Below are 13,965 nucleotides of genomic sequence, written 5' to 3'. Positions count from 1 at the left end.
AGGCCGTGTCGTTGATCGCTCCGGTCGCGCCGGCTCCGATATTTATTATGTTTATAGAATATATATACAAAGAAGGATTTTCCGTTTTTGGGGCGCTCTTGGGACGGAAATACCAATTTTCGCTGCCGAACCCGGCCCGCAGGTGTCAGCCCACGTGTGGACGGTGCGCGGCATTGGGGCCGATGGCCTGCGCTGACGGCAGCGTTACCAGCAGCTTGGCAATTTCAACCGCGACCGTCTGGGCATGGCGGGCGACTTCCGGCAGACCCATGAGCTCGCCGAAAGTCCCTCGTGCCAGCGGGCCGGCGACCAGGAGTGTCGCGACCGCCGCGCCGTCCCGGCCGATCGCGCGGCTGTCGAGACCTGTCTCGATGCCAAGCCCATATTGGTCCGTCCTGATCAAGCCGGCTTCCGCCAGCGAGCTTAGCGCCGGGTTCAGCTGCAGCGCCTGCCCATGGGCCGGACCGGTGGTGTTGATGACGGCAGCGAAGCGCATCGTCTCGATCCGGGTCTGCCCGCGCCGTTGAAAGCTGACAGCCAGGCTGCCGTCCTCGTCGTTCGACGCGACAAGCCTGGCGGCAATGGTGTCGACTGTACCGGCGGCATGACGCCGGTCGAGCACGGCGGCGACCTGCGGCGCGATCCTGAAGCGATGCACGTCCCAGAACACGCGCAGCTGGCGCACCAGCCTTGCCCGCTCCGGCGGCGCAAGTGCGGCCCACAGCACCGGCCCCTGGAGGCGCAGCTGATCGAAGACCGACTGCCAGTTGACATTGGCGGCGCGCGCGGCCGCCAGCGTCGCGCGAATGGTCTTGAGCAGGCCGAGCGCCGTCGTGGCCGGCGCGGATGCAAAGTCGCCAAAAGGCTCGCCCCTGATATCCGGGTGGCCGCGCGAGCGCAGGCCGCGGCGCGACAGCGCGAGGATACGGCCGCGATGGCCACGGCGGTCGAGTTCGGCGACCATGTCGGCCGAGGTCAACCCGGAGCCGACGATCAGCACCGACGCCTCCGGCCCGATCCCTGAAAGCGCGGCGGAAGCGTACGGATCGGCGACGAAATCTGGCGCTTCCGTCAGCGAGGCCAGCGCGTCGGGAATTCCGGGCCGCGGATGCGTCGCTGCCAGGACGAGGATATCGGCGACGACCGGTCCGGCAGAGGTGTGCACGGTCCAGCCCGCGCCACTGGCATCGCGTGTCACGCGTGTGGCGGAACCTTCGACATGATGGACAAGGCCGGAACCGAGATACGGCGCCAGATGCTCGGCGACGTAGCGGCCGAACACGCGACGGCGCGGAAAAGCGTCGCCGTTCTTCCAGATGGCATCCGGGTCGTGTTCGAGTTCTCCGCTGCCAGCCAACCAGCGTGCAAAATGCTGCGGATCATCGGGAGCCATGCTCATCCTGACTGCGGGGACATTGACCCGGTGCGACGGTTCCTCGCTGGAATAGGCCAGGCCGCCGCCGAGCGCTGGTCGCGGCTCGATGACGGAAATCGACAGGCACTCCGATTGAGGTGCCCGCGCCAGATGCCAGGCCACCGCCGCGCCGGAAAAGCCGCCGCCAAGGATGGCGACGCGCAACCGGCGGGCCGGAGGGAGCGCGTTCACGAGGCGCTGGCGAGCGATTTCGGCCGGTGGTCGCCGGCGATGGTCTCGCCGAACGGACCGGTGTTGACGGACGAGCCGGCGGCTTTTACCGGATGGTCGGTCGGCAGTTTCGGCAGCACCAGTTCGCCGAAGCGATAGGCTTCTTCCAGATGCGGATAGCCGGACAGGATGAAGGTATCGATGCCGAGGCGCCGGTACTCGTCGATACGCTCGGCGATCGTGTCGGGGTCGCCGACAAGGGCAGTACCGGCACCGCCGCGCACCAGGCCGACGCCGGCCCACAAATTGGGCGCGATCTCGAGCTTGGCACGATCGCCGCCATGCAATGCGCTCATCCGCGCCTGCCCGACCGAATCCATGCGCGCAAAGACTTTTTGGGCCGAGGCGATCGTCGTGTCGTCGAGGCGGCTGATCAGCCTGTCGGCAGCGGCCCAGGCCTGCTCGGTCGTCTCGCGGGCAATGACATGCAGCCTAATGCCGAAGGAGAGCTTGCGGCCGGCCTTCTGCGCCAGTTCACGCACGCTGTCCAGCTTGCGCCCGACATCGGCAGGCGGCTCGCCCCAGGTTAAATATTTGTCGATCTCCTGCGCCGCCACCACGGACCCAGCGTCGGACGAACCGCCGAAATACAGCGGCGGGTAAGGCGTCTGCACCGGCGGAAACAGCAGCCTTCCGTCCTCGATGTGGAAATGCTTGCCGTCATGCTCGACCGTCTCGCCGCTCAGCACCCGCTTGTATATGCGCAGGAACTCCTGCGTCACCTCATAGCGTTCGGCATGCGACAGGAAAATGCCGTCGCCCTTGTTCTCCAGCGGATCGCCGCCGGTGACGACGTTGATCAGCAGGCGGCCATTGGAGATGCGGTCCAGCGTCGCAGTCATGCGCGCGGCCAGCGTCGGCGACTGCAAACCGGGCCGCACGGCGACAAGGAAACGCAAGCGTTCGGTCATCGGCACAAGAGCCGATGCGATCACCCAGGAATCCTCGCACGAGCGGCCGGTCGGCAACAGCACGCCATAGTAGCCGAGCGTGTCGGCCGCCTTCGCCACTTGCGTCAGATAGGGCAGATCGACCGATCTGCCGCCCTCGGCCGTGCCGAGATAGCGGCTGTCGCCATGCGTCGGCAGAAACCAGAGCACCTTGATACGGTCTGGAATGTGCTTGCTCATGGCCTGTCTCCCGTCGCCTGACGGAGGCGGCCGGAGATGCCTGCTTTGGTTGACGGCGAGCGCAAAAAGATAGGCATGGCGTGGTCCTGTCCGGGTGGAAACCAGATCGCCAGTGCAGATTGCTTATTCCACAAACTCTGTAGAGTTAGTTTATTCCAATTCCGTTGCCGCTATTGGAATTTCTCTCCCCAAGAAATCGGCGGCGAGGCCGACCCGAGTGCAGCGGGCCGGCCTTCCTGCATCAGAACGCTGGTTCGACCGCGTTGACGTTGTCCTTGGTGACGACTGTCAGCGGGATCGGCAGCCGGTCCTTGACCTCCTTGCCCTCGATGATCTCGGCCATCGTGTTGATCGCCAGGCGGCCATCCTCGACGGGCGACTGGACGATGGTCGAGTACATCTCATTGGTGCGGATCGATTCGAACGCATCCTTCTGGCCATTGATGCCGACGATCGGCGGTGCGGCCTTGGAGGGGTTCGCCTCTTTCCATGCGTCGATGAAGCCGCGGGCCATCGTGTCGTCATTGGCGTAGACACCGCTGATCTGGTCGCCGAAGCGTGTGATCAGATCGCGGCTCACCACCAGCGCCTTTTGCTGGTCGAAGTCGGCGTTGACCGTGTCGAGCACGTTGATCTCGGCATTGGTTTCCTTGAGACGGTCGGTAAAGCCGCTGACGCGGCCGATCGTGGTGCCGTTGCCGGCCTGGCCGGCGATGATGACGACGGAGCCCTTGCCGCCCAGCGCCTTGCTCAGCGAGTCCGCCGCCAGCTTGCCTTCCTCGTAGACATCAGGCCCGGTGAACGACTTGATGAACGGCTTGGCATCGTCGCTCATCGGCGAATTGATGAGGATCGCCGGAATGTTCGCCTGCTGCGCGCGCGCCAGCCCCGGTATGTATGCCTGCGGGTCGAGCGGCCACAGGATGATGCCGTCGACCTTGCGCGCAACGCAGGTGTTGAGCTGCTCGGTGCCTTTCTGGACATCAAAATCCTGGCTGAGGCTCAGGATCTCGATGCCGAGTTCCGCAGCGCGCGCCTGAAGCGCCTTGTTGGCCGGCGTCGCGTAGGCATGCGAATCCGCTGCCGTCACGTAGCAGACCGTCTTGGCGCTGGCCCAGCCCGTCGATGCCAGCACAGCCGCCATGGCGGCGACGTGAAGCATGCTTTTCTTGCCAATCATGCGTTTCCTCCCAATCATGTGGTTCCTCCTTGAGTGATTGGATTGTCGCGAACGAGCGCCGGGCGCGTGCCCGGAGCCCTCCCCTTGGTGGTAACGGCCCGATCGAGCACGACGAGCAGGATCAGGATAAGCCCGGACACGACCTGCTGGACGTATGCGGGAACGGACTGGAACTCCATCGCGATGGTCAGCGAGCCGATCGTCAGCACGCCGCCGAGCGTGCCGAGCGCGGATCCCTTGCCGCCTTCGAGACGAGTCCCGCCGACAACGACCGCGGCAATGACGGCGACCGTCAGTTCCGAGCCGAAGACAGGCGAGCCGGTGTTGGTGACGAGGCTCTGGAGAACCCCCGCCAGGCCGGCAAGCGTGCCGGCAAAGACAAAGCCGAGAAAGACGATACGGTCCGAGGCGATACCGCTTTCCTTGGCAGCCGCCGGGTTGGACCCCACCGCAAAGACGTTGCGCCCAGGTATGGTGCGCGTCAGCCAGAAATGCAGCAGCACGATCAGGGCGATGAACAGCACGCTGCGGAGGGTGAAGACATCGAGATAGATCTTGGCCAGCGCCAGGGAGAGCATGATGTCGGTTCCAGTCACAGGCTGGCTGTTGGTGATCCAGTGCGCGAGTGAGCGGAAGATCAGCATCGTCGCGAGCGTCAGCACGAGCGAATTCACCTTCAGGCCGACGACCAGCATGCCGTTGATGGCGCCTGCCAGGGTACCGACCAGGATGCCGGCGATCGCGGCAGGCAGGATGCCGATCTCTCGCTGCAGGATGACCGATACGATGCCGGCCAGGGCAAACACCGCGCCACCGGAGAGGTCGATCTGGCCCGATATCAAAAGCACCGTCAGGCCGACCGCGATCAGGCCGATCGTCGCCGCCCGGTCGAGACCGAGGCCGAGGGTCGATGCCGAAAGGTAGCCAGGAACCAACAGCGCGGAAATGACGAGCGTCAGGCCGAGAATGATGACGACGCGATGCTGCGAGACAAGCGAAAGAAAACGCATCACGCCACGCCCCGCTTGCGTAGCGCCGCATCCATGCCGACGGCACCGACGATCAGGATGCCGAGCACGAAACCCTGGATTGGCGTGCGCACACCGTCGAGCACCATGACGTTGGTCAGCAGTTGCACGAAGATGAGGCCGGCAATGGCCCGCGGCACCGATCCGAAGCCGCCGACGATCGACACGCCGCCGACCACCACCGCCGTGATGGCGCTGAATTCGTAGCCGCCGCCGATGAGCGGCCGCGCGCTCTGCAGCGTCAGCCCGAGCAGGCCGCCGCTGATGCCGGAAGCCAGTGCGGTGATCACGAAGGCGCCAGCCTTCACGGCCCGCACCGGAACCGCACTAGCCTCGGCGGCGCTGTAATTGCCGCCGGCGGCGAGCGTCCATCTGCCCCAGAAGGAGCGGGACAGGACGAAATGGCCGACAAGGGCGATGACCAGGAAGATCAACACCACGACCGGAATGCCGAACAGCCGGCCCTTGGCGAATTCGGCTGAGGCGGGATTGCTGCCATAGACGATGACCCCGCCGACAGCCGCCTGGACGATGCCCAGTCCGATCGTGCCAACGCCGAGCGTGGCAATGATGGGATTGATGCCGACATATCCGACCAGGCCCCCGTTGAGCAGGCCTATGAGGCCCGCGAGACCCACCGCCAGCAGGAACGCCGGCAGCGGCCCGATCATCGGCTGCAGCCCGAGCGACAGGATGGCGCCGCAGGCGATGGTGGCCGGCACCGACAGGTCGGCCAGGCCGCCGACCACGAGCACGAAGGTCATGCCGACGACGACGATGCCAACGATAGACATCGAGGTCAGGACGTTGAGCAAATTGCCTGACGTGAAGAAGGCGGGGCTGACGAGGGAGCCGTAGAGCATCACGGCGACGATGGCGAAGGCGAGCCCCGCCTTCGACAGGACATCGACGAGCCTGCTGCCACGCGTAAAGCGGTCGTTGCGGTTCACGCCACCGATCTCCATGGCCGCTTCGCTCAAGCCATTTCCTCCCCGGTGGCCAGCGCCATGATGCGCTCCTCGCTCAATTCGCTGCGCAAGAGAGGCTCGGAGGCATAGCCATCGCGCATCACCACCACGCGGTCGCAGACTCCGAGGATTTCGGGCAGTTCCGACGAGATCATCACGACCGCCATGCCGCCGGCGACGAGTTGGCCGATGATGTGGTGGATCTCGGCCTTGGCGCCGACGTCGACGCCCCGCGTCGGCTCGTCGAGGATCAAGGCCGAAGGTTTGGCGGCAAGCCATTTGGCGATGACCGCCTTCTGCTGGTTGCCGCCCGACAGAAGGCTGATGCGCCGTTCGCCGTCGGGCGGTGAAATCGAAAACTGCTTGACCGAATCCCGGGCAAGCGCGCGATCGGCGCTGCGGCTGATGCGTCCGAAACGGGTCAGGCGGCGCAGGATGGGCAGGCTGATGTTTTCCCGGACCGACATTCCAGGCACGACGCCATCGCCCTTGCGATCTTCCGGAACATAGGCAATGCCTGCCCTGACCGCCTGGGATGGCGAGTTGATCGAGACCTCGCGTCCGTTGACGCTGACCGTGCCCTCGACAAGCCGCGACAGGCCGAAGATTGCGCGGGCAACCTCGGTGCGACCAGCGCCCACCAAGCCGGTCAAGCCCAGTATCTCGCCGGCGCGCACATCGAAGCTGACATCGCGGAAGCGCTGTCCGTCGCTGATATGCTCCACGCGCAACACGGACTTGCCGATCGCGGCCGGACTTTTCGGGAAGACATTGCTAACTTCGCGACCGACCATCAGCCTGATCATATCGGCAGCCTTTATGCCCTTGATCGGACGCGTCTCGATCATTGAGCCATCGCGCAGCACCGTCACCTCATCGGCGATTTCGAGCACCTCCTTCAGCCGATGGCTGATGTAGACGATGGCGATGCCGTCATCGCGCATCTTGCGCAGGATCCGGAACAGCGCCGCCGTCTCATGCTCGCTGAGGCTGGATGTCGGCTCGTCCAGCACGATGATCCTCGGCTGCGCCGCATAGGCCTTGGCGATCTCGACGAGCTGCTGCTGGCTGATAGAAAGGTTGCCGAGCCGTTCACGCGGATTGATGGCCGCTCCGAGCTCGTCGAGGACGGCAGCCGCCGCCCTGACCATCTCGCGCTTGCGCAGAAAGGTCCATTTGCCGGGCATGCGGCCGAGATAGACGTTCTCGGCGACGGTCAGGTCGGGGACCAGATTGATTTCCTGGTGCACCATGCGGATGCCGAGCGCCTGGGCGTCGGCGGGCCGGCGCATGCGCACCTCGGCGCCACCGACTTTGATCGTGCCGCTGGTGGGCGCGTAGGATCCGTTGAGGATCTTCATGAGCGTCGATTTGCCGGCGCCGTTCTCACCCACGACCGCATGAACGGTGCCGAATTTCACGGCAAAATTGACGTTGGACAGAGCCTTCACGCCTGGAAAGTTCTTGCTGATGCCTCGCATATCCAAGGCGCAATCGGCGGCGACGGTCATATCTGGCTAGGTTCCTCCTGGCGGCCGGCCGGTGCGCTACATCGGCCTTCGATATGTTAGTATAATAGCGCTGCAAACGCAGTTCGGGCTTCTTCGAACAAGCTTGAATGGCCTGCGCTGTTGAAGATCCAGGCCTCAGTCCCGGACTGAATTTTCCATCGTTCATCCTCACTATTGCACTAATATAACAGTTCTGGCAAGCTGGATTCCGGCGGGTCGTCATGACGTTGTGCGTCACCGACCCCCACGCTTGTATTGGATGCGTTCCAATTGACATTCTAGTATTATCTGGCCATTTCTGGTGAACGAAGACACGGATTTGCAATGGACCTGGATCCTTCGACGCTCAATCGGGCTCTTCCGCTCCGCGATCAGATCTACCACAAGATCCGCAACCTGATCGTCGTCGGGCAGTTGAAGCCGGGAGAGGTCATCAACGAGGTCGCCATCGCGGAGGCCCTGGGGGTGTCTCGCACCCCCGTTCGCGAAGCGGTCAAGCGCATCAGCGACGAGGGCCTGGTCAAGATCCTGGCGCAGACCGGCACCTATGTTGCTCCGATCAGCCGGGCCGACCTGGAAGAAGCCTATGTCATCCGGCGGGCACTGGAGATGGAAAGCGCCCGACGCGCGGCCGCCAAGTTCACGGCGGCAGCCAGCGAATTGCTGGAAGACAACATGGCGGCGCATCGGCTTGCCATATCCCGCGGCAGATATGCCACCGCGATACAACTCGACGATGTCTTCCACCGCACCATAGCCGAGATCTGCGGCCTGCCGATGATCTGGAGAGCCGTCGACATCTCGAAGGCACAGATGGATCGCGGGCGCTATCTCGCTATCCCAAGACCGGGTTATGGCGAACAGACGATCGAGCAGCACGAGGCCATTTTCGACGCGCTGAAGCGCCACGACGCCGAGGGTGCGGCACGGGCCATGGAACATCATCTCGAGACGTCGTTCCGCAACACGCTCGAAGTCGCCGCCGACCTTCTCGGCTGAAGCCCCGCGAGCAACCAGCATGCAAAGAATGGGACTTTGTATCGGCGTGAAAGCCGAGGCGATCGCAAGCGCGTCCACGCCGCCGTCTGGCCCGAAGTGCTCGACGTCATCAGCCGCGCCAACATCCGCAACTATTCGATCTTCCTGCGCGAACCGGAGAACCTTCTGTTCGCCTGCTGGGAGTATCACGGCAGCGACTTCGCCAGGGATGCAGCGCGGATGAGCGAGTCGCCGGCCATGCGCAAATGGTGGGAACTGTGCGACCCCATGCAGACGCCGCTGCCGACGCGCGCCGACGGCGAATGGTGGGCGGCCATGGGAGAGGTCTTCCATCTCGATTGACCAGAACGTTATCGGGCAGTCGCTTCCCGGATATGCCCCAACGACGTGGCGACCGGTCCGTCTTTCATGACGACCTCATCCAGTCTCCGGCCTTGACCTCCTTGACCTCTGACATTCTATTATATTAGTATTCCAAATCATTTCTTGTCTCTCGACCTCCTGTCGCGGAGAACTTTTTCAGAGTATGGGGTCATGGCGCGGTTCATCAAGCTTTCGGGGGCCGACAACATTCTTCTGGCGGTCGATCCGTTGAAGATCGGCGAAAAAGCCGGTGACGTGGCTGCCAGGGCACGCATACCGCGCGGGCACAAAATGGCCTTGCGCGACATCGGCTCGGACCAGCCGATCGTGAAATACGGCCAGACCATCGGTTTTGCGCGGGAACCAATCGTCGCCGGCGACTGGGTTCACGAGCACAATGTGTATCTGCGAAATTTCGAACGCGACTACGTCTTCGGCACGAATACCAGGCAAACCGAGATCGTTGCCGAGGCCGAGCGCGCTACTTTCATGGGTTACCGCCGGCCGAGCGGCAAGGTGGGCACGCGCAACTTCATTGCCGTCCTGACCTCGGTGAACTGCTCTGCCAGCGTCGCCCGGTTCATCACCGACGAGGTCAACCGGTCTGGCATCCTGCGCGACTATCCCAATGTCGACGGTATCATCGCACTCGTCCACGGCACTGGCTGCGGCATCGACACCAAGGGTCCCGCTTACGACCTGTTGAAAAGGACGCAATGGGGCTTTGCCACGAACCCCAATATCGGCGGCGTGCTGATGGTCGGACTCGGCTGCGAAGCGTTCCAGATCCCACGCTGGATGCAGTCGTACAACATCAAGGAGAGCACGATTTTCCGCACGATGACCATCCAGGAAACCGGCGGTACGCGAAAGACGGTCGAGGCTGGCGTGAAGGCGATCGTCGACATGCTGCCTACGGTGAACGCCGCCGAAAGGACGCCGCAACCAGCCTCCGAACTGGTGCTTGCGCTGCAATGCGGCGGATCGGACGGTTACTCCGGCATCAGCGCCAATCCGGCACTAGGTGCTGCGGTGGACCTGCTTGTCGGGCAAGGCGGTACGGCGGTGCTCTCGGAGACGCCCGAGATCTATGGCGCCGAACATCTCCTCGCCTTGCGCGCCGAGAGCCGCGCGGTGGGCGAAAAGCTGATCGAACGCATCCGCTGGTGGGAGGATTATACCGCCAGGCACGACATGGAGATGAACAACAACCCTTCGCCCGGCAACAAGCTGGGTGGGTTGACGACCATCCTGGAGAAATCGCTCGGCGCTTCCGCCAAGGGCGGCACCACCAATCTGCGGGCGGTGCTGGAATATGCCGAGCCGATCAACGAGCGCGGCCTCGTCTTCATGGATACGCCCGGCTACGACCCGGTCTCGGCCACCGGGCAGGTCGCCGGCGGCGCCAACATATTGTGCTTCACCACCGGCCGCGGTTCGGCCTTCGGCTGCAAGCCGACGCCCTCGATCAAGCTTGCCTCCAACAGCTTCATCTTCGAGCAGATGCGCGAGGACATGGATATCAATTGCGGAGACATACTGGACGGCGTCTCGCTGGCCGAGAAGGGCGAGGAGATCTTTGCCGAGATCCTGCGCGTCGCTTCCGGCGGGCGCACCAGGTCGGAAGCGCTCGGCTATGGCGACAACGAGTTCGTGCCATGGAGCCTTGGCGCGACCATGTAGCGATCGCCGGCCTGCACAGGCCGGCCTTTATCCCGGAAGTAGCTCAAACGGAAAGAACCGCTCGACATGAACAGGATCGATCTTGACGGCCAGCACGCTGTGGTCACCGGTGGCGCCCAAGGCCTCGGCTTCGCGATGGCCAGGCGTTTCGTCGCTTCCGGCGCGACGGTCAGCTTGTGGGATCTCGATGAGGCCCGCCTCGAAACCGCCAAGAAGGAACTCGGCAACGCTGCCACGACAGAGATCGTGGACGTCGCCGATTGGACGTCGGTGGACGCGGCGCGCGCCAGGACCGAAGATCTGGCCGGCAAGATTTCCATTCTGGTCAATTCCGCCGGAATTGCCGGCCCTGCCGCCCCGCTCGACGTCTACGACATCGAGACGTGGAAGAAGGTCATCGACGTCAACGTAAACGGTACGTTCTACGTCAATCGCGCCGTGGTTCCCGGAATGAAGGAGCGCAATTACGGACGGATCGTCAACATCGCTTCGGTCGCCGGCAAGGAGGGCAACCCCAACGCCTCCGCCTATTCAGCCTCGAAGGCGGCGGTCATCGGCTTGACCAAGTCGCTCGGCAAGGAACTGGCGCAGTACGACATCGCCGTGAACTGCATCTCGCCGGCCACGGCACAGACGCGCATCCTCGAACAGCTGACGCCGGAGCACATCGAATATATGCGCTCGCGCATTCCGCGCGGCCGCCTGCTGGAGGTCGACGAAGCCGCGGCGATGGTCGCCTGGCTCGTCTCCAAGGAGAACAGTTTCACGACCGCCTCCACGTTCGACCTGTCGGGTGGGCGGACGACCTATTGAAGGGCAGTTGCCGTTCAGCCAGGCAACCGACCGAGGCCAGCCGCAAAGCGCGCCACCATCGCCACGCCGGTCTCGTTGGGCCGCATCGCCGGAGCCCGGTCGTGTATCGGGATGCCTGCGCGGGCGCCGAACAGCCGCTTGCCGTAGCAGATCAGGTTCTCGATGCCCTGCATGACGAAGACCGCTGCCGGCAGCATTCTTGCGTACTCGGCCTCGGCCGTCGCTTCGTCACCGATCCGAAACGCATTGTAGGCGCGCACGGCGAGGTCGATGCCATCAGGCGCCAGGATCATGCCGCGGCAACCGATGCGGAAATTGTCGATCAGTTCAAGGCCGCCGCGTCCGTTGAAAACGGGTATCCGGCCTTCGGTGCGTTCGATCAATCCGGCAATGTCGGTGACAGGGCCTTCGCCCTTGATCAGCCTTATGTTGGGATGAAGCGTGACAAGTTCGCGGATCTCGTCCGATGACAGGCCGCGCCCGAAAAACGCCGGCGCGTTCTGGATCGCCACCGGCAGGTCGGTTGCCTCGGCGACGCGGCCGAAGAACCTGGTGTATTCCAGCGCACCATAGGATCCGACCGGCGGCGGCTGCAGGATCACCCAATCCGCTCCCACGCTTTCAGCATGGCGAAGCTGTGCCACCTGCTCAGCCACCGAAGCGCCGAAGATGGTGAAGGCAAGCGGCACTTTTCCAGCCGTATCTTCCGCCGTCCAGTCCATGATCGTCCGGCGCTCGGCCTCGGTCAGCTTGGCGACTTCCGTCGCCAGGCCGAGCGCCGCCATGCCGTGCACGCCCGTCGCCAGGCAGATCTCGACCTGCCGACGCATCGCCGCGCGGTCCAGTTGTTCGTTCGCGTCAAAGAGCGCGTAGAGAATGGCGTGAATGGCGTGGAAATCGTCAGGCCGGAAATTGGGCATGCTGGTCGGCCTCAATGGCTTTCGCGTGGAATGGCGTGGCCACGGCATCCGACGAGAAAGTCGAGATCGGCGCCGCGGTCCGCCTGCAGGACACGGTCGACATAGAGGCCCTGATAGCCGCCGCGCATCGCCGGGACGGGCGGTAGCCAGGATTCACGACGCCGCGCCAGCTCCTGTGCCGACACGTCGAGATGCAGCTTCCTTGCTTCGACGTCGAGCTCGATGAAGTCGCCGCTCCTGACCAGCGCCAGCGGGCCGCCGATGGCGGCTTCGGGTGCGGCATGCAGCACGACGGTGCCGAAGGCGGTGCCGGACATGCGGGCATCGGAGATGCGGATCATGTCGCGGACACCCTGCTTCAGCAGCTTCCGGGGCAGCGCCATGTTGCCGACCTCGGCCATCCCCGGATAGCCCTTGGGGCCGCAATTCTTCAGCACCATGATCGACGCTTCGTCGACGTCGAGCGCGGGATCGTCGACGCGCGCCTTGTAGTCGTCGATGTCCTCGAAGACGACGGCGCGGCCGCGATGCTTCATCAGGGCCGGTGACGCGGCTGACGGCTTGATGATGGCGCCGTCGGGCGCCAGATTGCCACGCAGCACCGCGATACCGCCATTGGGAGTAAGCGCCTTGTCGCGCGGGCGGATCACCTCGGGATTGTAGTTTTTAGCGTCACGGATGTTGTCGCGCACGGTCTTGCCGGTGACGGTCAGCACGTCGAGATCGAGCAGATCGCCGATCTCCTTCATGACCGCCGGAATGCCGCCTGCGTAGCAGAAGTCCTCCATCAGGAAGCGGCCTGACGGCATCAGGTCGAGGATGGTCGGTACATCGCGGCCATATCGATCCCAATCGTCCAGTGTCAGTTCGGTGCCGACGCGGCCGGCAATCGCCAGCAGATGCACGACCGCATTGGTCGAGCCGCCGATGGCACCATTGACACGGATGGCGTTGGCGAAAGCTTCTTTCTTGAGGATGGCGGACGGGCGGAGATTCTCATTGACCATCTCGACGATGCGCCGCCCCGTCATGCGGGCGATGCGGCTGCGGCGCGCGTCGACCGCCGGATAGGCAGCGTTGCCCGGCAGCGCCAGGCCGAGCGCTTCGACCATCGAGGCCATGGTCGAGGCCGTGCCCATGGTCATGCAATGACCCGGCGAGCGTGACATGGCACTCTCGGCATTAGCGAAATCCTGCTCGCTCATCACGCCGGCGCGGACATCCTCGGAGAATTTCCAGACATCGGTGCCGGAACCTATCTCGCGGCCCTGGAAACGGCCATTGAGCATCGGCCCGCCGGAAATGACGATCGACGGCAGGTCGCAGGAGGCCGCGCCCATGACCAGCGACGGGGTGGTCTTGTCGCAGCCTGCCATCAGCACGACACCGTCCATCGGATTGCCGCGGATCGCTTCCTCGACATCCATCGAGGCGAGATTGCGGAACAGCATCGCCGTCGGGCGCAGATTGGATTCGCCGCAGGAGAAGACCGGGAATTCCAGCGGCAGGCCGCCGGCTTCCAGCACGCCCGCCTTGATGTGCTCGATCAGGCCACGGAAATGCACGTGGCAAGGCGTGAATTCGGAGAAGGTGTTGCAGATGCCGATCACCGGGCGGCCGTCGAAGGCATCGTCGGGCAGGCCGTTGTTCTTCATCCAGCTGCGGTGAATGAAGGCGTCCTTGCCCTGCCCGCCGAACCAGTGCTGCGATCGTCTCTTGGTCATG

The 13,965-nt window shown here is 63.9% G+C and carries 11 protein-coding genes and 1 pseudogene; 4 read left to right on the top strand and 8 right to left on the bottom strand.

What is annotated here, in order from left to right:
* Positions 1 to 145: 145 nt before the first annotated feature.
* The 6 genes from LB519_RS01205 to LB519_RS01180 form a co-directional block, all read right to left on the bottom strand.
* Entirely contained in the window at positions 146 to 1,606 is a 1,461-nt protein-coding gene (locus tag LB519_RS01205; protein ID WP_224618388.1) for an FAD/NAD(P)-binding protein, read from the bottom strand.
* Positions 1,603 to 2,775, bottom strand: coding sequence for an FMNH2-dependent alkanesulfonate monooxygenase (gene ssuD, locus LB519_RS01200; RefSeq protein WP_224618387.1), 1,173 nt, complete (start codon positions 2,773 to 2,775; stop codon positions 1,603 to 1,605). Before ssuD ends, LB519_RS01205 begins: the two co-directional genes overlap by 4 nt.
* A 241-nt stretch (positions 2,776 to 3,016) precedes the next feature.
* A complete protein-coding gene (locus tag LB519_RS01195) occupies positions 3,017 to 3,955 on the bottom strand; it encodes a sugar ABC transporter substrate-binding protein (RefSeq protein ID WP_013528163.1) in 939 nt (312 codons plus the stop codon).
* 14 nt (positions 3,956 to 3,969) lie between these two features.
* Entirely contained in the window at positions 3,970 to 4,965 is a 996-nt protein-coding gene (locus LB519_RS01190) for an ABC transporter permease (protein WP_063169855.1), read from the bottom strand.
* Complete coding sequence (locus LB519_RS01185; RefSeq protein ID WP_224618385.1) at positions 4,965 to 5,963, bottom strand: ABC transporter permease; 999 nt, start codon at positions 5,961 to 5,963, stop codon at positions 4,965 to 4,967. The genes LB519_RS01190 and LB519_RS01185 overlap by 1 nt, the downstream gene beginning before the upstream one ends.
* A complete protein-coding gene (locus LB519_RS01180; protein ID WP_224618384.1) occupies positions 5,960 to 7,462 on the bottom strand; it encodes a sugar ABC transporter ATP-binding protein in 1,503 nt (500 codons plus the stop codon). Before LB519_RS01180 ends, LB519_RS01185 begins: the two co-directional genes overlap by 4 nt.
* A 324-nt stretch (positions 7,463 to 7,786) precedes the next feature.
* Here LB519_RS01180 and LB519_RS01175 point away from each other — a divergent pair, with 324 nt between their 5' ends.
* From LB519_RS01175 to LB519_RS01160, 4 genes and pseudogenes are all read left to right on the top strand, one after another.
* The gene (locus tag LB519_RS01175; RefSeq protein ID WP_013528167.1) at positions 7,787 to 8,461 is read left to right on the top strand and encodes a GntR family transcriptional regulator; all 675 of its coding nucleotides are present in this window, start codon (positions 7,787 to 7,789) and stop codon (positions 8,459 to 8,461) included.
* A gap of 19 nt (positions 8,462 to 8,480) precedes the next feature.
* Positions 8,481 to 8,803: pseudogene (locus tag LB519_RS01170) on the top strand (L-rhamnose mutarotase).
* A gap of 192 nt (positions 8,804 to 8,995) precedes the next feature.
* Positions 8,996 to 10,507: a UxaA family hydrolase gene (locus LB519_RS01165; RefSeq protein WP_063169852.1), complete on the top strand. Its 1,512-nt coding sequence runs from the start codon at positions 8,996 to 8,998 to the stop codon at positions 10,505 to 10,507.
* Between the two features lie 66 nt (positions 10,508 to 10,573).
* On the top strand, positions 10,574 to 11,320 hold the full coding sequence (locus LB519_RS01160; RefSeq protein WP_013528170.1) for an SDR family NAD(P)-dependent oxidoreductase: 747 nt from the start codon (positions 10,574 to 10,576) through the stop codon (positions 11,318 to 11,320).
* A gap of 14 nt (positions 11,321 to 11,334) precedes the next feature.
* Here the strand turns inward: LB519_RS01160 and LB519_RS01155 are convergent, their stop codons facing one another.
* A complete protein-coding gene (locus LB519_RS01155) occupies positions 11,335 to 12,240 on the bottom strand; it encodes a dihydrodipicolinate synthase family protein (RefSeq protein ID WP_063169851.1) in 906 nt (301 codons plus the stop codon).
* A gap of 11 nt (positions 12,241 to 12,251) precedes the next feature.
* On the bottom strand, positions 12,252 to 13,964 hold the full coding sequence (locus LB519_RS01150) for an IlvD/Edd family dehydratase (protein ID WP_063169850.1): 1,713 nt from the start codon (positions 13,962 to 13,964) through the stop codon (positions 12,252 to 12,254).
* Position 13,965 lies beyond the last annotated feature (1 nt).

It is taken from the genome of Mesorhizobium sp. AD1-1, from assembly GCF_020164655.1.
In the GTDB taxonomy this organism is placed as follows: Bacteria; Pseudomonadota; Alphaproteobacteria; order Rhizobiales; family Rhizobiaceae; genus Mesorhizobium; species Mesorhizobium ciceri.
Note: the sequence above shows the minus strand (reverse complement) of the source record. Positions and strands in the feature narration are given on the sequence as shown.

Bases quoted from the DNA above. Each gene is read 5' to 3' on its own strand.
- LB519_RS01180 (WP_224618384.1), bottom strand. From the start codon at position 7,462: ATGACCGTCGCCGCCGATTGCGCCTTGGATATGCGAGGCATCAGCAAG.
- ssuD (WP_224618387.1), bottom strand. From the start codon at position 2,775: ATGAGCAAGCACATTCCAGACCGTATCAAGGTGCTCTGGTTTCTGCCG.
- LB519_RS01160 (WP_013528170.1), top strand. From the start codon at position 10,574: ATGAACAGGATCGATCTTGACGGCCAGCACGCTGTGGTCACCGGTGGC.
- LB519_RS01190 (WP_063169855.1), bottom strand. From the start codon at position 4,965: ATGCGTTTTCTTTCGCTTGTCTCGCAGCATCGCGTCGTCATCATTCTC.
- LB519_RS01155 (WP_063169851.1), bottom strand. From the start codon at position 12,240: ATGCCCAATTTCCGGCCTGACGATTTCCACGCCATTCACGCCATTCTC.
- LB519_RS01165 (WP_063169852.1), top strand. From the start codon at position 8,996: ATGGCGCGGTTCATCAAGCTTTCGGGGGCCGACAACATTCTTCTGGCG.
- LB519_RS01195 (WP_013528163.1), bottom strand. From the start codon at position 3,955: ATGATTGGCAAGAAAAGCATGCTTCACGTCGCCGCCATGGCGGCTGTG.
- LB519_RS01150 (WP_063169850.1), bottom strand. From the start codon at position 13,964: ATGACCAAGAGACGATCGCAGCACTGGTTCGGCGGGCAGGGCAAGGAC.
- LB519_RS01175 (WP_013528167.1), top strand. From the start codon at position 7,787: ATGGACCTGGATCCTTCGACGCTCAATCGGGCTCTTCCGCTCCGCGAT.